The organism is Massilia consociata, assembly GCF_042432755.1.
GTDB lineage: Bacteria > Pseudomonadota > Gammaproteobacteria > Burkholderiales > Burkholderiaceae_D > Telluria > Telluria consociata.
The window spans coordinates 608,958-628,064 of the sequence record NZ_JBHLWP010000013.1 but is presented as its reverse complement, the minus strand read 5'-3'; the positions used below and the strand labels follow the sequence as shown (position 1 = coordinate 628,064).

At 69.0% G+C, this 19,107-nt stretch carries 18 protein-coding genes; 16 read left to right on the top strand and 2 right to left on the bottom strand.

From position 1 onward, the window contains the following. The first annotated feature begins 24 nt into the window (after positions 1-24). The 9 genes from ACFFJK_RS16105 to mnhG all read left to right on the top strand — a co-directional run bounded on the left by ACFFJK_RS16105 (position 25) and on the right by mnhG (position 6,996). Positions 25-261 (top strand): hypothetical protein, encoded by a 237-nt coding sequence (locus ACFFJK_RS16105; protein ID WP_379680452.1) that lies wholly within the window; start codon positions 25-27, stop codon positions 259-261. Positions 262-464: 203 nt separating this feature from the next. After that, positions 465-1,541 carry a calcium/sodium antiporter gene (locus tag ACFFJK_RS16100; protein WP_379680451.1) on the top strand — a complete coding sequence of 359 codons (1,077 nt, stop codon included), beginning with the start codon at positions 465-467 and terminating at the stop codon, positions 1,539-1,541. Positions 1,542-1,572: 31 nt separating this feature from the next. After that, positions 1,573-3,822: a hydrogen gas-evolving membrane-bound hydrogenase subunit E gene (gene mbhE / locus ACFFJK_RS16095; protein ID WP_379680450.1), complete on the top strand. Its 2,250-nt coding sequence runs from the start codon at positions 1,573-1,575 to the stop codon at positions 3,820-3,822. Next, a complete protein-coding gene (locus ACFFJK_RS16090; protein WP_379680449.1) occupies positions 3,819-4,244 on the top strand; it encodes an MnhB domain-containing protein in 426 nt (141 codons plus the stop codon). The genes mbhE and ACFFJK_RS16090 overlap by 4 nt, the downstream gene beginning before the upstream one ends. Then, complete coding sequence (locus ACFFJK_RS16085; protein ID WP_379680448.1) at positions 4,241-4,627, top strand: sodium:proton antiporter; 387 nt, start codon at positions 4,241-4,243, stop codon at positions 4,625-4,627. The genes ACFFJK_RS16090 and ACFFJK_RS16085 overlap by 4 nt, the downstream gene beginning before the upstream one ends. Next, the gene (locus ACFFJK_RS16080; RefSeq protein ID WP_379680447.1) at positions 4,624-6,120 is read left to right on the top strand and encodes a complex I subunit 5 family protein; all 1,497 of its coding nucleotides are present in this window, start codon (positions 4,624-4,626) and stop codon (positions 6,118-6,120) included. The genes ACFFJK_RS16085 and ACFFJK_RS16080 overlap by 4 nt, the downstream gene beginning before the upstream one ends. Beyond that, positions 6,117-6,458, top strand: coding sequence for a Na+/H+ antiporter subunit E (locus ACFFJK_RS16075; RefSeq protein ID WP_379680446.1), 342 nt, complete (start codon positions 6,117-6,119; stop codon positions 6,456-6,458). Before ACFFJK_RS16080 ends, ACFFJK_RS16075 begins: the two co-directional genes overlap by 4 nt. After that, a complete protein-coding gene (locus tag ACFFJK_RS16070; protein WP_379680445.1) occupies positions 6,455-6,721 on the top strand; it encodes an MrpF/PhaF family protein in 267 nt (88 codons plus the stop codon). Before ACFFJK_RS16075 ends, ACFFJK_RS16070 begins: the two co-directional genes overlap by 4 nt. Then, positions 6,718-6,996, top strand: a complete 279-nt coding sequence (gene mnhG, locus ACFFJK_RS16065; RefSeq protein WP_379680444.1) for a monovalent cation/H(+) antiporter subunit G — start codon at positions 6,718-6,720, stop codon at positions 6,994-6,996. The genes ACFFJK_RS16070 and mnhG overlap by 4 nt, the downstream gene beginning before the upstream one ends. On the opposite strand, the gene ACFFJK_RS16060 is transcribed toward mnhG, so the two are convergent. Together ACFFJK_RS16060 and ACFFJK_RS16055 are read right to left on the bottom strand one after the other, a co-directional pair. Next, positions 6,993-8,510 carry a class I adenylate-forming enzyme family protein gene (locus ACFFJK_RS16060; RefSeq protein ID WP_379680443.1) on the bottom strand — a complete coding sequence of 506 codons (1,518 nt, stop codon included), beginning with the start codon at positions 8,508-8,510 and terminating at the stop codon, positions 6,993-6,995. The genes mnhG and ACFFJK_RS16060 overlap by 4 nt on opposite strands. Before the next feature lie 10 nt (positions 8,511-8,520). After that, positions 8,521-9,621 (bottom strand): substrate-binding domain-containing protein, encoded by a 1,101-nt coding sequence (locus tag ACFFJK_RS16055; RefSeq protein ID WP_379680442.1) that lies wholly within the window; start codon positions 9,619-9,621, stop codon positions 8,521-8,523. A 122-nt stretch (positions 9,622-9,743) separates the two neighbouring features. Here ACFFJK_RS16055 and ACFFJK_RS16050 point away from each other — a divergent pair, with 122 nt between their 5' ends. The 7 genes from ACFFJK_RS16050 to ACFFJK_RS16020 all read left to right on the top strand — a co-directional run bounded on the left by ACFFJK_RS16050 (position 9,744) and on the right by ACFFJK_RS16020 (position 19,099). After that, complete coding sequence (locus tag ACFFJK_RS16050) at positions 9,744-11,387, top strand: OFA family MFS transporter (RefSeq protein ID WP_379680441.1); 1,644 nt, start codon at positions 9,744-9,746, stop codon at positions 11,385-11,387. Between the two features lie 115 nt (positions 11,388-11,502). Next, positions 11,503-13,218 carry an NAD(P)H-dependent oxidoreductase subunit E gene (locus ACFFJK_RS16045; protein ID WP_379680440.1) on the top strand — a complete coding sequence of 572 codons (1,716 nt, stop codon included), beginning with the start codon at positions 11,503-11,505 and terminating at the stop codon, positions 13,216-13,218. Beyond that, positions 13,215-16,016: a formate dehydrogenase subunit alpha gene (gene fdhF / locus ACFFJK_RS16040; protein ID WP_379680439.1), complete on the top strand. Its 2,802-nt coding sequence runs from the start codon at positions 13,215-13,217 to the stop codon at positions 16,014-16,016. The genes ACFFJK_RS16045 and fdhF overlap by 4 nt, the downstream gene beginning before the upstream one ends. Continuing rightward, the gene (locus ACFFJK_RS16035; RefSeq protein WP_379680438.1) at positions 16,013-16,900 is read left to right on the top strand and encodes a formate dehydrogenase accessory sulfurtransferase FdhD; all 888 of its coding nucleotides are present in this window, start codon (positions 16,013-16,015) and stop codon (positions 16,898-16,900) included. The genes fdhF and ACFFJK_RS16035 overlap by 4 nt, the downstream gene beginning before the upstream one ends. Then, positions 16,901-17,608, top strand: a complete 708-nt coding sequence (locus tag ACFFJK_RS16030) for an ABC transporter permease (RefSeq protein ID WP_379680437.1) — start codon at positions 16,901-16,903, stop codon at positions 17,606-17,608. It abuts the gene before it with no gap. After that, complete coding sequence (locus tag ACFFJK_RS16025) at positions 17,605-18,258, top strand: energy-coupling factor ABC transporter ATP-binding protein (RefSeq protein WP_379680436.1); 654 nt, start codon at positions 17,605-17,607, stop codon at positions 18,256-18,258. The genes ACFFJK_RS16030 and ACFFJK_RS16025 overlap by 4 nt, the downstream gene beginning before the upstream one ends. A 16-nt stretch (positions 18,259-18,274) precedes the next feature. Then, on the top strand, positions 18,275-19,099 hold the full coding sequence (locus ACFFJK_RS16020) for an ABC transporter substrate-binding protein (protein ID WP_379680435.1): 825 nt from the start codon (positions 18,275-18,277) through the stop codon (positions 19,097-19,099). Positions 19,100-19,107 lie beyond the last annotated feature (8 nt).

Below are 19,107 nucleotides of genomic sequence, written 5' to 3'. Positions count from 1 at the left end.
AATGGGGCAGGACAGGAGGATGCGATGTACATGGTGTATTGGACGATTGTCGAGCAGGACAGGTGCACGCCGCACGAGCGGTTGTTCGAGACCACCGAGATGGTGGAGGCGATGCAATACATGGAAGCGCTGCGCAAGCGCCAGCGCGAAGGCGAGGGGGTGCGCTTCATCACCATGTCGTCCGAACATCCGGACCTGGTCGGCCATCCCGGGGTCGATGTGACCGGTCCCGATTACAACTGGAAGAAGCGCCGCCGCTAGCAGGATGCGGTGGCTGCCACGCCGCCCGCGCGGCGTATCGTCGTGTCGTACGTACCGGTTACACAGGAGAGATATGTCCCCAGGTCTCATGACCCGTTCACAAGCTGATCGCCGCGGCACCCTCGTTGACTCGTCAAGGGGCGGGCCATGCCTGCATTGGGGGCAGCGGCCCGGCTCGCCCGGCATGCGAAGGAGACGCAACGATGGCAGTGCTCATGTTCTTGCTCGGACTTGCCTTGCTGGTCGTCGGCGCCGAGGCCCTGGTGCGCGGCGCTTCCCGGCTCGCGCTGTCGTTCGGCATCACTCCGCTCGTGGTGGGGCTGACCGTGGTCGCCTTCGGCACCGGTTCGCCGGAACTGGCCGTCAGCCTGCAATCGGCCGGTTCGGGGCGCACCGACCTGGCGCTGGGCAACGTCGTCGGCAGCAATATCTTCAATGTCCTGTTCATCCTCGGCGCCTCCGCCGTGATCGTGCCGCTGCTGGTGGCGCGGCAGGTTGTGCGGCAGGAAGTCCCGGTCATGATCGGCGTCTCGCTGCTGCTGTTCGCGCTGGCGGCCGATGGCCGCATCGGCCGGGCCGACGGGGTACTGATGCTGGGCCTGCTGCTGGCGTACACCTTCTTCCTGATCCGCCAGTCGCGGCGCCAGAACGGGGGCGGCGATGCCGGCCTGCCCGACGGGTTGTCCGCGGCGGCCGGCTGGGAGTCCCGCCTGCCGGTGCAGCTGCTGCTCATTGCCGCCGGCATCGGCCTGCTCGTGCTGGGCGCGACCTGGCTGGTGGACGCGGCGGTGACATTCGCGCAGTACCTCGGCGTCAGCGAGCTGGTCATCGGCCTGACCATCGTCGCGGCGGGCACCTCCTTGCCGGAGGTGGCCACATCCGTCGTGGCGGCGCTGCGCGGCCAGCGCGATATCGCGGTGGGCAATGTTGTCGGAAGCAATGTCTTCAATATCCTTGCCGTGCTGGGACTGGCTTCCGCCGTGAACCCGGCGGGGACGGCGGTCGCTCCCGCCATGCTCGCGTTCGACCTGCCCGTCATGATCGCGGTGGCCATCGCCTGCCTGCCCATCTTCTTCACCGGGAACCGGATCGGGCGCTGGGAAGGGGCGCTGTTCCTGGGGCTGTATGCGGCCTATATGGGGTACGTGCTGCTGGCCGCCCAGGAGCACGATGCGCTGCGGCCGTACAGCACCGTCATGCTGGCGGCGGTACTGCCCCTGGTCGGCCTGACGCTGGCGACCGTCGCCTGGCGCGAGTGGCGCCGGCGCCGCGGCACATGAGCGCGGCCTTGCCGGCAGGCGGAGGCGCGGCATGACGCAGGCAGCGCAGCCCATGGCGCGGCAGGCGGCATGGATCCGCCTGGCCTGGTTGCTTCCGCTCGCCCTGCTGATGGCGGCGGTCAGCCTGCCCGACGAAGCGGCCACCTGGGCCGTGTCGTGGGTGGCGCCGCTCGACATCCGCCTCGGCTTTGCCTCCGACGGCCTGGCGCGCCTGTTCCTGGTGCTCGTCTTCGGCGTCGGCGTGGCCGTCTTCGCCTATGCGCCCGGCTACCTGCACGGCCATCCCCGCACCGGCACCCTGATGGCGCTCCTGGTCACTTTCATGCTCGCCATGGCCGGGGCGATCCTGGCCGACGACCTGCTGCTGCTGTTGCTGTTCTGGGAGGCGACGAGCGTGCTGTCGTTCCTGCTGGTCGGCTTCGAGCACGACAAGCAGGAAAGCCGCGACAGCGCGCGCCAGGCGCTGCTGGTCACCGGCGCGGGCGGGCTCGCCCTGCTGGCCGGCATCGTCCTGATCCTGCTGGCCGCGCCGGGGCTGCGGCTGAGCGACTTGCCGCTCATCGAGCCCGCCGTGCGCGACGACCTGCGCTTCCAGGCGGGCGTGGCGCTGTGCCTGATCGGCGCCATGACCAAGTCCGCCCAGTTCCCCTTCCACTTCTGGCTGCCCGGGGCGATGGCCGCGCCGACCCCGGTCTCGGCCTACCTGCACTCCGCCACCATGGTCAATCTCGGTGTGTACGTCATGGCGCGCTTCGACGCCGCCATGGAGCCGGTCGCCTGGTGGGGCGGCACGCTGCTGGCGGTCGGCACGATCACCGCCCTGTGGGGTGTCCTGCAGGCGCCGCGCGAACGCGACCTGAAACGCATCCTGGCTTGGTCCACGGTGTCCGCGCTGGGCACCCTGACCGTGCTGATCGGCTTGCCCCACGAGCTGGGAGCGCTGGCGTTCACGGCCTTCCTGCTGGCGCATGCCCTGTACAAGGCGCCCTTGTTCTTCGTCGCCGGCAACGTCGACCATGCCACCGGAACGCGCATGATCGACCGGCTGGGCGGACTGCGCCGCGGCATGCCGCTGACCGCGCTGGCGGCCTTGCTGGCGGGCGTATCGATGGCCGGCCTGCCGGCCACCCTCGGCTTCGTCGCCAAGGACAGCATGAAAGCCGCCAAGGCGGTGACCGAGGTGATCTGGGTGGTCGAAGGGGTCAGCCTGCTGGTGAGCACGGTCGGCGTGGCCGTCGCCAGCGTGGCGGCGGTGCGCATCTTCTTCGGCACGCCAAGCCAGGACGCCGGCCATGCGCCGCACGAGGACGGATGGCGGCTCACCGCGCCGCCGCTGGCGCTGGCCGGCCTCGGGATCGCGTTCGGGCTGTTTCCCATGCTGGCCGAACCGCTGGTGGCGGATGCGGCCCGGGTGATCGCGCCGTCGCTTCGGCGCGCCGACGCGAGCCTGGAGACGGAAGGGCCGATGCAACTCGAGGGCTTCGCCGTCGCGTGGGCGATCGGCCTGGCTGTTTACGTCGGCTGGAGCCGGCTGGGCCGCTTCTTCGGCCGGCTGCGCTTCCTCGATGGTCCGGCCGCGACCTACGCCATGGTGCTGCGCTACCTGAAGCACGTGGCCGGCATCCTGACCCGCGGCATGCAGGCCGGGCGCCTGAGCCGCTACCTGGGCATGACGGCCACCGCCACGGTGCTGTTCGCGGCGCCCTGGGCGCTCGGGTTGACGTTTGCACCGCCGCAGGCGGCCGGGCTGGACGGCGCCGGCGTGGTGGTCGGCTGCGTCGCCGCCATCCTCGGCGCCGTGCTGGCGGCGCGCGCCCGCGACACGCTCCTGCGTTTGCTCGGCACCGGCGTGGTCGGCACCGGCAGCGCGCTGGTCTTCCTGTTCCGCGGCGCGCCCGACCTGGCGCTGACCCAGCTCGCCGTGGAGACCGTGTTCGTGGTCGTGGCCGCGGTCGCCCTGCGCCGCTACCGCCAGGGGCCGGACACCCACCCGGCCGGCTCGCGGCGGACCCGGGCCTGGCGCGCCGGCGTCGCCGTGGCCTTCGGCCTGCTGCTCGGCGCCGCGCTGCTGGCGCTGGCCGCCCAACCGTTCGACGACGCCATGACACGCTACTTCCTCGCGCAGAGCGTGCCGGAAGCCCATGGGCGCAACGTGGTCAACGTCATCCTCGTCGACTTCCGCGCCCTCGACACGTTCGGCGAGATCGCCGTCGTCATGCTGGCCGCCCTGGCGGCGTGGCCGCTGGCGCGCCGCGCACGCATCCGGAGACAAGGCCCATGAACCCGAACCGCTCGATCGTGCTGGAAACGGTCGTTTCACTTCTCTACTGGATCCTGCTGGCGGCAGCCCTGTGGCTGCTCCTGCGCGGCCACAATTCGCCCGGAGGCGGCTTCGTGGCCGCGCTGGTGGCGGTGGCGGCCACCGCGGCGCGGGCGCTGGTGTTCGGCACCGGGGCCGCGCGTGCCCGCCTGCCGCTCGGGCCGCTGGGCCTGAGCGCGCTGGGCCTGGCGCTGGCCGCGGCCAGCGGCCTGCCGGCACTGGCGCTCGGCCAGGCCTTCCTCACCCATTGGTGGGGCGAACTCGCGCTGGGCGGCATGGCGCTCAAGCTCTCCACCGTGCTGCTGTTCGACGTGGGAGTGGCCTTGTGCGTCTGGGGCGCCCTGGGCGGGTTCTGCCTGCGCTTGCTGGAGACGGTACGATGATCGAATGGATGATTGCGGCGGCTGTGGCGGTGGTGGCGGGAGCCGGCCTGTACCTGGCAACCTCGCGCGACTTGGTGTCGATCGCGGTGGGGCTGGCCTTGCTCGGCTCGGCGGTCAACCTGTTCGTGTTCGCGGCGGGGCGCCTGACCGGGGCGCCGCCGCCGCTGATCCCGGAAGGGGCGACGGCGCCGCTGGCCGCGGTGGCCAACCCGGTGCCGCAAGCCCTGGTGCTGACGGCGATCGTGATCGGGTTTGCCTTCGCCTGCTTCGGCATCGCGCTGGCGCTGGCGCTGGCCGCGTTCGACAAGCGCGCCGATGCCGATGCGCTGGAGCATGCCGAGCCGCCGCCGCGCCCTGACGGCGACCCCGGAGAGTTGCCATGAACGGCGCACTGGCCGTCGCACCGGTGCTGGTGCCGCTGCTGACGGCGGCGCTGACGGTGGCGCTGGCCCGGCGGCCGCGCCGCCAGCGCGCCGCCAGCATGGGCGGTGCGCTGGCGCTGTTCCTGTGCTGCGCCTGGCTGCTGCACGGCGCCATCGGCGGCAGCGAGACGGCGGTGCGCTTCGGCGGCTGGGCGGCGCCGTTCGCCATCGGCTTTCGTATCGACCGCGCCGCCGCCCTGATGCTGACCGTCAATTCGGTGCTGGCCCTGGCCGCCCTGGCGTATCCGGCGCGGGGCGGCGTGCTGGCCGCGCCGTCCGGCCCGCCGCTGGTGCACGGCCTGCTGGCCGGGGCCGGCGGCGCGTATGCCACCGCCGACCTGTTCAACCTGTACGTGTGGTTCGAAGTGATGCTGATCACCGCGCTCGGCCTGATCGTCGCCGGACGCAGGCCGGCGCATCTGGAGGCGGGACTGAAGTACCTCGTCCTGAACCTGTTCGGCACGGTCCTGCTGCTGGCCGCGGTAGGCGGGCTGTACGGCGTGACCGGCCAGCTCGACTACGGGGCGCTGGGCGCCGCGCTGTCCGATCACGGCGACGATCCGCTGGCCCTGTTCTTCGGCGCGCTGCTGCTCGTCGGCCTGCTCATCAAGATGGGCGCCTTTCCCTTCCTGTTCTGGCTGCCGGCCGCCTATCCGGCCTTGCCGCCGCCGGTGCTGGCGCTGTTCACCGCGCTGACCACGAAGGTCGGGGCCTATGTGGTGCTGCGGCTGCTCAATGAAGTCTTCCCTTCCGGGGCGCATGCGTATGCCCAGGGGCTGGGCTGGATCGCGGCGGCCACCATGCTCGCCGGGGTGATGGGCGCGGTGTACCACTACGACCTGCGCCGCATCCTGTCCTTCCATAGCGTGAGCCAGATGGGATACATCCTGCTGGCGGCGGCGCTGGGCGGCGTGGCCGGAATCGCGGCGGCCCTGTTCTTCAGCATCCACCACATCTTGGTCAAGGCCAACCTGTACCTGATCGGCGGCATGGTTGCCCGCAGCGGCGGCCACCACGACCTGCGCCGGATCGGCGGGCTGGCGCGCAGCGACCGGGCGCTGGCCGCCCTGTTCGCGCTGAGCGCGGCGGCGCTGGTCGGGATTCCGCCGCTGTCCGGGTTCTGGGCCAAGCTGCTGATCCTGCGCGAAGGTTTCGACCAGGAACGCCACCTGTGGATGGCGGTGGCCCTGTTCACGAGCAGCCTGACGCTGCTGTCGATGGCCAAGATCTGGATCGAGGCGTTCTGGAAACCGCACCCGGCGGCGCCGGCCGGCGCGCCTTCGGCCGCGTCGCCGGTCGCAGCCCCGCCCGCGCATCCACGCGGCGCATGGCTGGCCTGCGGCACGCTGTCGCTGCTGGCGCTGGCGATGGGCCTGCTGCCCGGGCCGCTGATCGATTTCCTGTACGCGGCCGCCGGGGCGATCGCGGCGCCGGCCGCGGGAGGCGCGCCATGAAGCGCGTCGCCGCCGCCTTTCTCATCCTGTGGCGCCTGCTCGTTGCGATCGTGCGCTCGGGCTGGCACATCTCGTGGCGCATCGTGCGCCCACAACGGCGCTTCGCCCCCGGATTCGCCGAGTACACCTTCGAGCCCATGGGGCCGGCCGCGACGACGGCGCTGGCCTGCCTGATCAGCCTGACCCCCGGGTCCACGGCGGTCGAGGTCGACGCCGCGGCCGGACGCATACGCCTGCACCTGCTCGATGCCGGCGCCAGCGAGGCGACGCTGGGCGAAATCCGCTCGCTGTTCGAAAGCGCCGTGCGGGCGCTGTTTGTAAAGGAAGGAAGACCATGACAATCCTGGCTGAAGTGTTTCTCGGGATGGCGCTGCTGCTGGTGCTGGAAGCGTTCCGGCGCCTGCCCGGGACCGCCAACCGGCTGGTGGCGGTGGACGTGCTCAGCGCCTGCGGCCTTGCCGGCTGCGTGGTGGCCGCCGCGCGCACCGGCCATACGGCATTCCTGGACGTGGCGCTCGGCTTCGCACTGATCGCGTTCGTGGCCACCGTGTGCTGGGCCTCGTCGCTGCGGGCCACGGCGTCGGAAAGGGACACGCCATGAGCATTCTCGGATGGGGGCTCATGATCCTGGGCGCCGCGCTGCTGGCGGTGGCGGCGCTCGGCCTGTTCCGGTTTCCGGATGCGTTGTCGCGGCAGCACGCGGCGACCAAGGCGGCGACGCTGGCCCTGGGCGTCATGCTGGCCGGACTGGCCGTCCTGCAGCCTTCCGGCGAATGGTGGATCCGGATCGCCCTGCTGATGGCGGTGCTTGCCCTGACCGTGCCGGTGGCCTCGCACGCGCTGGCAAGCGCGGCGGCGTCACGGTCGGATTCCTAGGCCGGCAAGCGCTGGCGCAGGCGGCTTTTCAGGATCTTGCCGTTGGGCGCGGCCGGCAGCGCATCGAGGAAGACGATGCGCGCCGGCCGCTTGTAGGGCGCCAGGCGCGGCCGCAGCCAGTCGCGCAGCGCATCGTCGCCGAGCGGCCCGGCCGCCTCGACAAAGGCGACCACTTCCTCGTCGCCCGCCGGCAGGGGCATGCCGACGACGGCCGACTGCAGCACGCGCGGGTGGGCGTTGAGCGCCGCCTCGACCTCGAGCGGGTAGACCTTGAACCCCCCGCGAATGATCAACTCCTTGATCCGCCCCAGCACGAACAGGGCGCCGTCGGCATCCCGGCGCGCCACGTCGCCGGTGGCCAGCCAGCCGCCACGCAGCGCCTGCGCGGTCTGCTGCGGGTCGCGGTAGTAACCCGCCATCACGTTCGGACCGCGCACCCATAGCTCGCCGGCGTCGCCCGGCGCGACATCCGTTCCCGCGGCGTCCACGATGCGCACGGCGACACCGGGAATCGGCAGGCCGACCGAGGTATCGGCGCGTGGCGCGTCGAGCCGGGTCTGGCTGACCGTGGGCGCGCTCTCGGTCAAGCCGTAACCGTTGTGCAGCGGCAGGCCGAGCAGGGCTTCGACGTCGCGCTTGAGCGCCGGGTCGAGCGGCGAACCGCCCGCGTAGCAGAAACGCAGGCGCGAGGGAATCGGTGCGTTCCGCGGCCCGGCCAGCGCCACCAGTTTCGCGTACATGGCGGGCACGCCCTGCACGATGCTCAGGACGCCGCCGCGGATCTGCGCCAGCAGGGCGTCGGCCGAAAAACGCGGCGCCAGGTGCAGGCAGGCCCCCGCGTACAGGGTGCCGAGCATGACCGATGCCAGGCCATACACGTGCGAGACCGGCAGCACGCCGCTCGCATGGTCGGAAGGCCGCAGGCCGCGCAGCGCGCTCGAGGTGGCGGCGACAAACAGCAGGTTGGCATGGGTCAGCATCACGCCCTTGGGCCGGCCGGTGGTGCCGGTGGTGTAGACCAGCGCGGCGACCTGGTCGCCGCCGGCCTGCACCGGTTCCGGCACGCAGGCCGCGTCCAGCGGGCCGGCCATCAGGCCGCCGGCCGCGCCGGCCGTGTCGACCGCGGCGGCGCCGTCGCGGGCGGCATGCGCCAGCGCATCGGGCGAAGCGCCGGTCGTGTACAGCACCCGGCGCGGCGTGCAGTGCGCCCGCACCGCCGCGATCTCATGCGCGCTCAGGCGCGCGTTGACGTTGATGCTCCAGGCGTCGAGGCTGGCGATGGCGAACAGCAGGGCGACCTGGGCCACGCAGTTCTCGCTCACCAGCATCACCCGGTCGCCGGGGCGCACGCCGAGCCCGCGCAGCCGTTCCGCGCAGGACTCGACTTCCTGCTGCAGCGCCGCATACGACCACGTACGCCCGGCTTCGGCGAGCGCGGGCGCGTGCGGCGTGCTCGCGGCGCGGTCGCTGACGATAGCGCTGATGCGCGTGGGAAGGGAAAAGGGATCGATCATCGAGGCTGCTTTATAACCGTTCCCGGGGATGACGGCAAGCCGACAACCCGAATGCCTCGGCAATCGACACCAGTTCGCCCGTGCCGCTGGCATCGTAACCGGGCAGGGCGGCCACCAGGCGCTGGTAGGACGGCTGGCGCATCATGCCGAGCAACTGGCGCATGGCCGGTTCGTCGACGGCGTCGCGGCGCAGCGCAAAGTAGTAATGCTCGCGTAGCAGGGGAATGAAGTCGAGCTTGAACTGGGCCGCCGCGGCACGCATGCCGACGCCGGCGTCGGCCATGCCGCTGGCGATGTACGCGGCCACCGCCGAGTGGGTGAACTCGGCGCTGTTGAAGCCATCGATCATGTCAGGGGACGGGCCGTCGGCTGCCAGCATCATCTCGAGCAGCATGCGGGTGCCGGAACCGGCCTGGCGGTTCACGAAGCGCACGCCGGGCCGCGCCAGGTCGGACAAGCCCTGCAGGCCGAGCGGATTGCCGCGCGCCGTGATCAATCCCTGTTCGCGTCCGGCGACGCGCACCAGGCAATGCTGGTCCGGGTCGAGCCAGCGAAGATACCAGGCCGCGGTTGGCGCTTCGAAGCGCCCGATCGGAATATGGAAACCGGCCAGGTCGCATTCGCGCCGCGCCAGGGCCGTCACTGCATCGGTGCTGGTGCGGTAGCGCGAATCGACCGGCAGGGTGTCGCGGTCGATGCAGTCCATCAGTGCCGCCACCGCGAAGCCATGGCTGGCATCCAGGCGCAGCGCGCGCAGCGTGCCGGCCGTGATGTGCGCCAGTTCCACCTCCAGTTCGGAGGCCAGGCTTTGCAGGGTTGGCGACAGCCGGGCTGCGATGCGGCGATCGGCCCAGACCAGCTTTTGCGCCAGCGGCGCGAGCAGCGTGCCGCGTCCGCGCCCGGTCTGGAGTAGCTGCTGGCCGAACAGCTTCTCGGCCGCACGCAGCAGCCCCCACGCGTAGCGGTAGGAGAGCTTGACCGACCTGGCCGCTTGCGCGATCGAGCCTGTGTCCTGGATGGACAACAGCAGGCCGAGCAGGTTGGCCATGTCGAGCGGCGGCTCGCCTTTCACGCTGATTTCCCAATGCGGACGGATATGAACGTTCAACATATGCTGAAAATAGCCTATTTATTGCAAAAAAACATCATGGTACGCTCGTTAAAACAATAAAAATCACCGCCGAAATATGCTTTTAAAAGCATATTCGATACTTATAAAAAAGGGGAGACAACATGGCTGGACTCGGTTTTCTGGATAAGGAGCACACCATCGCGGGGCCGCGCTTCAACCGCTGGCTGGTGCCGCCTGCGGCGCTGGCGATTCACCTGTGCATTGGCATGGCCTATGGCTTTTCGGTGTTCTGGCTGCCGCTGTCGAAGGCCATCGGCATCAGTGAGTCGCTCGCCTGTCCGGCAGAAATGGGCTTCATGGCACAGGTGTTCGCCACGACCTGCGACTGGAAGATTTCGATGCTGGGATGGATGTACACGCTGTTCTTCGTCTTCCTCGGCCTGGCGGCCTGGTTGTTCGGCGGCTGGCTCGAGCATGCGGGCCCGCGCAAGGCCGGGCTGGTGTCGGCGCTGTGCTGGTGTGGCGGCCTGGTGATCTCGGCGCTCGGCATCTACACGCACCAGATCTGGCTGATGTGGCTCGGCTCGGGCGTCATTGGCGGCATCGGCCTCGGCCTGGGCTACATTTCGCCTGTCTCGACCCTCATCAAATGGTTCCCCGACCGTCGCGGCATGGCAACCGGCATGGCGATCATGGGCTTCGGTGGAGGCGCGATGATCGGCGCGCCGCTGGCCGACCAGCTGATGAAGTATTTCGCCACCCCGACTTCGGTCGGCGTGTGGGAAACCTTCCTGGCGCTGGCCGCGATCTACTTCGTTTTCATGGTCGCCGGCGCCATGACTTACCGCGTGCCTGCCACGGGCTGGAAGCCTGAAGGCTGGACCCCGCCAAACGCGTCGGCCAATACCATGATCACGTCGCGTCATGTCCACGCCAGCCGCGTCTGGGGCATCCCGCAGTTCTGGCTGATCTGGGGAGTGCTGTTCCTGAACGTTTCGGCCGGTATCGGCATCTTGGGCATGGCCTCACCGTTGCTGCAGGAAGTATTTGGAGGGCGCCTGATCGGCGTCGACCTCGGCTTCAACGAGCTCGACGCAACACAGAAGGGCCAGATCGCGGCGATTGCCGCCGGCTTCACCGGCCTGTTGTCGCTGTTCAACATCGGAGGCCGTTTCGCCTGGGCATCGTGCTCCGACTACATCGGCCGCAAGGCAACCTACTTCGTCTTCCTGATCCTCGGTTTCATCTTGTACGCATCGATCCCGTCGATGGCGCATGCGGGACAGTTGGCCCTGTTCGTCGCCTTCATTTGCATTATCCTGTCGATGTACGGCGGCGGCTTCGCCACCGTGCCGGCCTACCTGGCCGACCTGTTCGGTACCCAGATGGTGGGGGCGATCCACGGTCGCCTGCTGACGGCGTGGGCCGCGGCGGGTGTGCTCGGCCCGATCTTGATCAATTACATCCGCGAATACCAGATCGCCAACGGCGTGCCCAAGGCGCAGGCCTACGACGTGACGATGTACGTGCTGGCGGGTCTGGTGGTGCTGGGCATCGTGCTGAACGCAATGATCCGCCCGGTGGCCGACAAGCACTTCATGACCGATACCGAGCTGGCCGCCGAGAAGAAGCTGGCGCAGGAACGGGACATCTCGGCCATGACCGGTACCCGCGTTGCCGGCCGCGGCGGTGCAGGAGCCGCCGCCAGCCCGGCGGTGGCGGCATTCGCCTGGGCGGCGGTCGGCCTGCCGCTCCTGCTGGGCGTGTGGATCACGCTGCAGAAGGCGTCGGTGCTGTTCAAGTAACGCCGCAATGATTGTCCCGGGTGCGCGTCCCGTATGCATGGGCAAGCGCGCATCCGGCAGGTACCGGGACAACACGATATCGAACCAACGCAACACTGAACAACTGGGACGAACCATGAACCACCCCATCATCCCGATCGCCGTCGCCGGCGCAACCCGCCAGCGCAAGCGCGAAGCGCCCAAGGGGCGTCGCGTCGATTCACAGGCGCTCGACGAGGTGCAGGCCCTGCTGGGCGCGCAGTCGCGCCAGCGCGATCTGTTGATCGAACACTTGCACAAGATCCAGGACCGCTTCGGTTGCCTGGCAAGCAGCCACCTGGCCGCGCTCGCGCAGGAAATGCGGCTGGCGCAGGCCGAGGTTTACGAGGTTGCCTCCTTCTATCACCATTTCGACATCGTGAAGGAAGGCGACGTTGCTCCGGCCACGCTGACGGTGCGCGTTTGCGCCGGCCTGTCGTGCGACATGGCGGGGGCGCGCGAGCTGCTGGACAGGCTTCCCGGGCTGCTGGGCCGTGAGGTGAGGGTGCTCGAAGCACCGTGCGTCGGCCGCTGCGAGGCAGCGCCGGTGGCGGTGGTCGGCCAGCGGGCAGTGGCGCATGCCACGCTCGGGAAAGTCCTGGCCAAGGTCGCTGCCGGGGAAACACGCGAGGTACTGACCGGCTACGCCGACTATGCGGCTTACCGCGAGGGCGGTGGCTACGCGCTGCTGCAGGCTTGCGTGGCCGGCCGGCATGAGGTCGAGCAGGTCATCGGTACGCTGGAAGGGTCGGGCCTGCGCGGCCTCGGCGGCGCGGGATTCCCGCTGGGCCGCAAGTGGCGCATCGTGCGTGCCGAGGCGGGTCCCCGACTCATGGCCGTCAACATCGACGAAGGCGAACCGGGCACCTTCAAGGACCGCGTCTACCTCGAGCGCGACCCGCACCGTTTCCTGGAGGGCGCCCTGATCGCAGCCTGGGCCGTTGGCATCGAGGCCATCTACATCTACCTGCGCGATGAATACCATGGCTGCCGCGCCATGCTGGAAGCCGAGCTGGACAAGCTGCGCGCGGATCCGCCAGTGGCGGACATGCCGCCGATTTACCTGCGGCGAGGCGCCGGCGCCTACATCTGCGGCGAAGAATCGGCGATGATCGAATCGATCGAAGGCAAGCGCGGCATGCCGCGCCTGCGCCCTCCCTACGTGGCCCAGGTGGGCCTGTTCGGGCGCCCGACACTGGAGCACAACTTCGAGTCGCTGCACTGGGTGCGCGAGATTCTCGAGCGCGGCGCCGACTGGTTTGCCGGCCATGGCCGCAATGGCCGGCGCGGCCTGCGTTCGTTCTCGGTGTCGGGCCGCGTGCGCGAGCCCGGCGTGAAGCTGGCCCCGGCCGGCATCACGATCGACGAGCTGATCGAGGAGTACTGCGGTGGCATGCAAGAGGGACACAGCTTCTACGCCTACCTGCCGGGTGGCGCCTCGGGCGGCATCCTGCCGGCCAGCATGGGCAACATTCCGCTCGACTTCGATACGCTGCAGCCCTACGGCTGCTTCATCGGTTCGGCCGCGGTCGTCGTGTTGTCCAACCAGGACAGCGCGGTCGCCGCCGCGCGCAACACGCTGGCCTTCTTCAAGGACGAGTCCTGCGGGCAGTGCACACCATGCCGCAACGGCACCGCCAAGGCGCTCGACCTGGTACGCCAGCCGGTGTGGGACACGGTCCTGCTGGGCGAATTGTCGCAGGTCATGCGCGACGCTTCGATCTGCGGCCTCGGCCAGGCTGCACCGAATCCCTTCGACTGCGTCATCAAATACTTCCCGCACGAATTGCAAAACTGCGTGGTGAAACCATGAATGCCCCCATCCCTGCCGTCTCATTCGAACTCAATGGCCGCACGGTCGACGCGCTGCCGCACGAAACCCTGATCGAGGTCGCCCAGCGCGAGGGCATCGACATTCCCCGCCTGTGCTACAAGGAAGGCATGGACGCGGTGGGCAACTGCCGTTCCTGCATGGTCGAGATCGACGGCGAGCGCGTGCTTGCGCCCTCGTGCTGCCGCAACCCGTCGCCCGGCATGAAGGTGAGCACCCACAGCCCGCGCGCCGTCGCGGCCCAGAAGATGGTGCTCGAACTCCTGCTGGCAGACATGCCGGAGGCCGAGTATACGCGCAGGAACGAAGTCGATATCTGGGCGGACAGGCTCGGTGTCGGCAAGCCGCGCTTCGCTCGAACCCGCCGGCAGCCGCAGCGCGACGATACCCACGCCGCGATCACCGTCAACCTCGACGCCTGCATCCAGTGCACGCGCTGCGTGCGTGCCTGCCGCGACGAACAGGTCAACGACGTGATCGGCCTGGCCTTCCGTGGGGAAAGCGCAAAGATCGTGTTCGACCAGGACGACCCGATGGGCGCCTCCACCTGCGTGGCCTGCGGCGAGTGCGTGCAGGCCTGCCCGACCGGCGCCCTGATGCCGGCGCGCGAGGTTGCATTGAGCGTTCCCGACAAGCAGGTCGATTCGGTCTGCCCGTACTGCGGCGTCGGTTGCCAGCTGACCTATAACGTCAAGGACAACCGCATCCTGTATGTCGAGGGGCGCAACGGCCCGGCCAACCTTGGCCGCCTGTGCGTCAAGGGCCGCTACGGCTTCGACTATGCGCATCATCCGCACCGCCTGACGAAACCGCTGATCCGCCGCGAAGGCGTGCCCAAGACCGGCGACTTCACGATGGACCCGGACCGCGTGCTGGACGTGTTCCGCGAAGCGAGCTGGGAAGAGGCGCTGGCGCTGGCCGGCGGCAAGCTGGCCGGCATCCGCGACCTGCACGGCGGCGTGGCGCTGGCCGGCTTCGGCTCGGCCAAGGGTAGCAACGAGGAGGCTTACCTGTTCCAGAAACTGGTCCGGACGGGCTTCGGCACCAACAACGTCGACCACTGTACCCGCTTGTGCCATGCCTCCTCGGTGTCGGCGCTGCTGGAAGGAATTGGCTCAGGCGCGGTGTCGAACCCGGTGATGGACGTGACGCGTGCCGAGGTCATCGTCGTGATCGGCGCCAACCCGACCGTCAATCATCCGGTGGCAGCGACCTGGATCAAGAATGCGGTCAGGTCGGGAGCCAAGCTGGTCGTGCTGGACCCGCGCCGCTCCGAGTTGGCCCGCCACGCGCACCGCTACCTGCAGTTCAAGCCCGATACCGACGTGGCCCTGCTCAATGCCATGATGCACGTGATCGTGACGGAAAAGCTGGTGGACGACGGCTTCATCGCCAGCCGCACCATTGGCTATGACGAGCTGGAAAGGAACGTCGCGGAGTACAGTCCCGAGGCCATGGCGCCGATCTGCGGCATCGACGCCGAGACCATCCGTTACGTGGCCCGCCTGTATGCCACTTCGCGGGGCTCGATGATCCTGTGGGGCATGGGAGTGTCGCAGCACGTGCACGGCACCGACAATGCGCGCTGCCTGATCGCCCTGAGCCTGATGACCGGCCAGATCGGGCGTCCCGGTACCGGCTTGCATCCGCTGCGCGGCCAGAACAATGTGCAGGGCGCGTCCGATGCCGGCCTCATTCCGATGATGCTGCCGGATTACCAACGTGTCGACAATCCGGCCGCACGTGCGCGTTTCGAGGCCGCTTGGGGCGCCACGCTCGACCCGAAGCCGGGCTTGACCGTGGTCGAGATCATGGATGCGATCGACGCCGGCCAGATCCGCGGCATGTACATCATGGGCGAGAACCCGGCCATGTCCGACCCCGATGCGAACCATGCGCGCGCCGCATTGGCCGCGCTGGAGCACCTGGTGGTACAGGACATCTTCCTGACCGAGACGGCGTATCTTGCCGATGTGATCCTGCCCGCATCCGCCTTCCCGGAAAAGACCGGCACCTTCACCAATACCGACCGCCTGGTGCAACTGGGCCGCCAGGCGATCGATCCGCCGGGCGAGGCCAGGCAGGACCTGTGGATCATCCAGCAGATGGCCAACCGCCTCGGCCTGCCGTGGAGTTATGGCCATGTGTCCGAGGTGTTCGACGAGATGCGCCGCACCATGGCCAGCATCGGCGGCATCACCTGGGAGCGCCTGGAGCGCAACGGCGCCGTGGTTTACCCCTGCATGAACGAGGGGGACATCGGCCAGCCGGTGGTGTTTACCGAAACCTTCCCGCGCGAAGGCGGCAAGGCGCGTTTCGTGCCGGCCGATATCATCCCTGCCGACGAGCGGCCCGACGGCGACTACCCGATGGTTTTGATCACGGGCCGCCAGCTCGAGCATTGGCACACGGGCAGCATGACGCGGCGCGCGACGGTGCTGGACGCGATCGAACCCGACCCGGTGGCGCTGGTGCACCCGCTCGACCTGGAGCGGATGGGTATCACTCCCGGCCAGGCGATCACGATCGCCTCGCGCCGCGGCGAAGTGGTCCTGTATGCGCGCGCCGACGACAGCTCGCCGGTCGGGGCGATTTTCGTCCCGTTCTGCTACTACGAGGCGGCGATCAACCGCCTTACCAATGCGGCGCTCGATCCCTTTGGCAAGATCCCGGAGTTCAAATATTGTGCCATCCGGGTGACCCCGGGCGGGGAGGTCGCGCCGCAAGGCAGCTATGGTGGCGGCCAAATCCTGGCCGGCATGGCACAATTGGCAACATGAACCGCCCAGAACCACCACGCTACCGGCCTGAACTTTCCGACGCGCGCGCGCGCCTCACGCACGAGGTGTGCGCGCTCGACGAACGCGGCCGCCGCTCGACCATCGCGATTCCCGCCGAACGCCCGCTCACGGTCTACGTGGACAAGCGCGAGATCGTCACCCTGATGACCCTTGGCGGCGCGCCCGAAGCGCTTACCCTCGGCTACCTGCGCAACCAGCGCCTGGTGCGCGCCATCGAGGACATCGTCTCGATCCAGGTGGACTGGGCGGTCGATGCGGTGGCGGTCGTCACCCGCAACGGCATCCTCGATGTCGAGGAGCGCACCGCGAAGAAGGTCGTCACCACCGGCTGCGGGCAGGGCTCGGTGTTCGGCGGCCTGATGGACGAGGTGGACCAGATCGCGTTGCCGAAGGATGCGCGCCTGGCGCAATCCGTCGTGTACCGCATCGTCGACACCATCCGCACCCAGCAGTCGATCTACAAGCAGGCCGGCTCGGTGCATGGCTGCGCGCTGTTCTCGCACGCGGGCGAGCTGCTGTATTTCGTCGAGGACGTCGGCCGCCACAACGCGGTGGACGCCATCGCCGGCCTGATGTGGCTCGACGGCCTGGCGGGCGAGGACAAGGTGTTCTACACCACCGGGCGCCTGACTTCCGAAATGGTCATCAAGGGCGCGCAGATGGGTATTCCTTTCCTGCTGTCGCGTTCCGGCACCACCCAGATGGGCCACATGGTGGCCGAGAAGGTCGGCATGTCGCTGCTGGCGCGCTGCAGCGGCAAGCATTTCCTGCTGCTGGCCGGGCACGAGCGCCTGGTGCTGGAGCCCGACCTGCTCGAACCCCTGAACGCGCCGTATCACGCCCACGCCCCACGGCCGGCCTGAATGTCCCTGCTCGACGCCATCGCGCACGCGTTTGCGCTGCTGTTCTCGGGCGACGAAGCCTTGTGGCGCATCGTCTGGGTGTCGGTCAAGACCAGCGTGCTCGGCCTGCTGCTGGCCGCGCCGCCGGCGATCCTGCTCGGCTATGTCATCGCCATGCACCGCTTCCCGGGGCGCAGGCTCGCCGTCTGGCTGGCGCAGGCGGCGCTGTCGCTGCCCACCGTCCTCATCGGCCTGCTCCTGTATCTGCTGCTGTCGCGGCGCGGGCCGATGGGCGGCCTGGAGTGGCTGTTCACCCAGCAGGGCGTGATCCTGGGCCAGATGATCATCGGCCTGCCGGTGCTGCTGGCCTTCACGCTGGCCGCCGTGCAGGCGGCCGATCCACGCTATGCCGAAACCGCCGTCGCCCTGGGCGCCTCGCGCTGGCGCGTGATGCTGACCGTGCTGCACGAGGCGCGCTACGGCGTCATGGCCGCCGTCATCAGCGGCTTCGGGCGGGTGATCTCGGAAGTGGGCTGCGCCCTGATGGTGGGCGGGAACATCGAAGGCCACACGCGCACCATCACCACAGCGATCGCACTCGAAACCAGCAAGGGCGAATTCGCGCAGGGCATCGCCCTGGGCATCGTGCTGGTGACGCTGGCGCTCCTGATGAACGGCGCGCTGGTGCTGCTGCAGGGCGAGGCCCATACGGCCGGAGGAAGGTGGTGAGCGTCCTTCTGGGCGTGCACGGCCTGCGCAAGCGCCATGGCGAGCGCACGCTGTTCGACATTGGGCAGCTGTCCATCGAGGCCGCCACCGCCTACGTGCTGACCGGCGTGAACGGGGCGGGGAAATCCACGCTGCTGCGCACGCTCGCCGGGCTGGAACGCTGCGACAGCTGCACGGTCGAATTCGATGGGCAGCGCCTGCCCCTGCACCCGTATCCGAAAGCGCTGCGCCGTGCTATCGTCTTCGTGCATCAGCATCCGATCATGTTCTCGACCAGCGTCTTCCATAACATTGCCTACGGCCTGCTGGCGCGCGGGGACAGCAGCCGCAGCGTGGCGCCGGTGGTCGAGGAAGCAATGGCCTGGGCCGGGGTGGCGCATTTGCGCGACACCGACCCTGCGCGTCTGTCGGGAGGCGAGAAGCAGCGCGTGGCGCTGGCGCGGGCCCGGGTATTGCAGCCGCGCCTGCTGTTGCTGGACGAGCCGACCGCCAACCTCGACGGCCCCGCCCGCGAACAGGTGATGGCCCTGATTCCCACCCTGCTCGACCGGGGCGGCAGCGTGGTGATGGCCTGCCACGACCGTGACCTGATCGGGCTTCCCGGCATTCACCGCCTGAAGCTGCGCGATGGGCGCCTCGAGTATCGTTGACAACAAGGAGATCCGCATGCAACGCCGACCCTTCACCGCCCTGCTGATCTGCGCCGCCGCATCGTGCAGCCTGCTCGCGCCGCTGGCGCAGGCGCAGGCCAGGAACGTCATCCGCCTGTCCACCACCACCAGCACCGAGAATTCGGGCCTGCTGAAGGCCTTGCTGCCGGCATTCGAAGCCAGGACCGGCGCCGAGGTGCACGTGATCTCGGTGGGCACCGGCAAGGCGCTGGAACTGGGCAAGAACGGCGACGTCGACGTGACGCTGGTGCACGCGCGCACGCTGGAAGACAAGTTCGTGCTTGAAGGCTGGGGCGTGGATCGCCGCGACGTGATGTACAACGACTTCATCGTGGTCGGCCCGGCGAACGACCCGGCCCGCATCAAGGGCGGCAAGGACGTGATCGCCGCGTTCCAGAAGATCGCCGCCAGCGGCACCCGGTTCATCTCGCGCGGCGACAACTCCGGCACCGACGTGATGGAGAAGGGCTACTGGCAGCAGGCGGGGACGAAGCCGGCGGGCGCCGGCTACGTCTCGGCGGGCCTGGGCATGGGCGAAGTGCTCAACATGGCCTCCGAAATGCGCGCCTATACCCTGACCGACCGCGCCACCTACGGCGCCTACAAGGCCAAGACCGGCCTGGCCGTGCTGGTGGAAGGCGACAAGCGCATGTTCAACCCCTACGGCATCATCGCGGTCAACCCGGCGAAGCACAAGGGCGTGAACTACCAGGGCGCGAAGCAGCTGATCGAGTGGATGACGTCGAGCGAAGGGCAGGCGCGCATCGCCGCCTTCAAGCCGGAAGGCGAGCAGTTGTTCTTCCCGACGGCAGCGAAGTAAGGATATGG

Coding starts and splice junctions, on each gene's coding strand:
- ACFFJK_RS16080 (WP_379680447.1), top strand. CDS start 4,624: ATGAACGGCGCACTGGCCGTCGCACCGGTGCTGGTGCCGCTGCTGACG.
- ACFFJK_RS16050 (WP_379680441.1), top strand. CDS start 9,744: ATGGCTGGACTCGGTTTTCTGGATAAGGAGCACACCATCGCGGGGCCG.
- ACFFJK_RS16105 (WP_379680452.1), top strand. CDS start 25: ATGTACATGGTGTATTGGACGATTGTCGAGCAGGACAGGTGCACGCCG.
- ACFFJK_RS16075 (WP_379680446.1), top strand. CDS start 6,117: ATGAAGCGCGTCGCCGCCGCCTTTCTCATCCTGTGGCGCCTGCTCGTT.
- ACFFJK_RS16070 (WP_379680445.1), top strand. CDS start 6,455: ATGACAATCCTGGCTGAAGTGTTTCTCGGGATGGCGCTGCTGCTGGTG.
- ACFFJK_RS16090 (WP_379680449.1), top strand. CDS start 3,819: ATGAACCCGAACCGCTCGATCGTGCTGGAAACGGTCGTTTCACTTCTC.
- fdhF (WP_379680439.1), top strand. CDS start 13,215: ATGAATGCCCCCATCCCTGCCGTCTCATTCGAACTCAATGGCCGCACG.
- mnhG (WP_379680444.1), top strand. CDS start 6,718: ATGAGCATTCTCGGATGGGGGCTCATGATCCTGGGCGCCGCGCTGCTG.
- ACFFJK_RS16030 (WP_379680437.1), top strand. CDS start 16,901: ATGTCCCTGCTCGACGCCATCGCGCACGCGTTTGCGCTGCTGTTCTCG.
- ACFFJK_RS16020 (WP_379680435.1), top strand. CDS start 18,275: ATGCAACGCCGACCCTTCACCGCCCTGCTGATCTGCGCCGCCGCATCG.
- mbhE (WP_379680450.1), top strand. CDS start 1,573: ATGACGCAGGCAGCGCAGCCCATGGCGCGGCAGGCGGCATGGATCCGC.
- ACFFJK_RS16085 (WP_379680448.1), top strand. CDS start 4,241: ATGATCGAATGGATGATTGCGGCGGCTGTGGCGGTGGTGGCGGGAGCC.
- ACFFJK_RS16100 (WP_379680451.1), top strand. CDS start 465: ATGGCAGTGCTCATGTTCTTGCTCGGACTTGCCTTGCTGGTCGTCGGC.
- ACFFJK_RS16035 (WP_379680438.1), top strand. CDS start 16,013: ATGAACCGCCCAGAACCACCACGCTACCGGCCTGAACTTTCCGACGCG.
- ACFFJK_RS16055 (WP_379680442.1), bottom strand. CDS start 9,621: ATGTTGAACGTTCATATCCGTCCGCATTGGGAAATCAGCGTGAAAGGC.
- ACFFJK_RS16045 (WP_379680440.1), top strand. CDS start 11,503: ATGAACCACCCCATCATCCCGATCGCCGTCGCCGGCGCAACCCGCCAG.
- ACFFJK_RS16060 (WP_379680443.1), bottom strand. CDS start 8,510: ATGATCGATCCCTTTTCCCTTCCCACGCGCATCAGCGCTATCGTCAGC.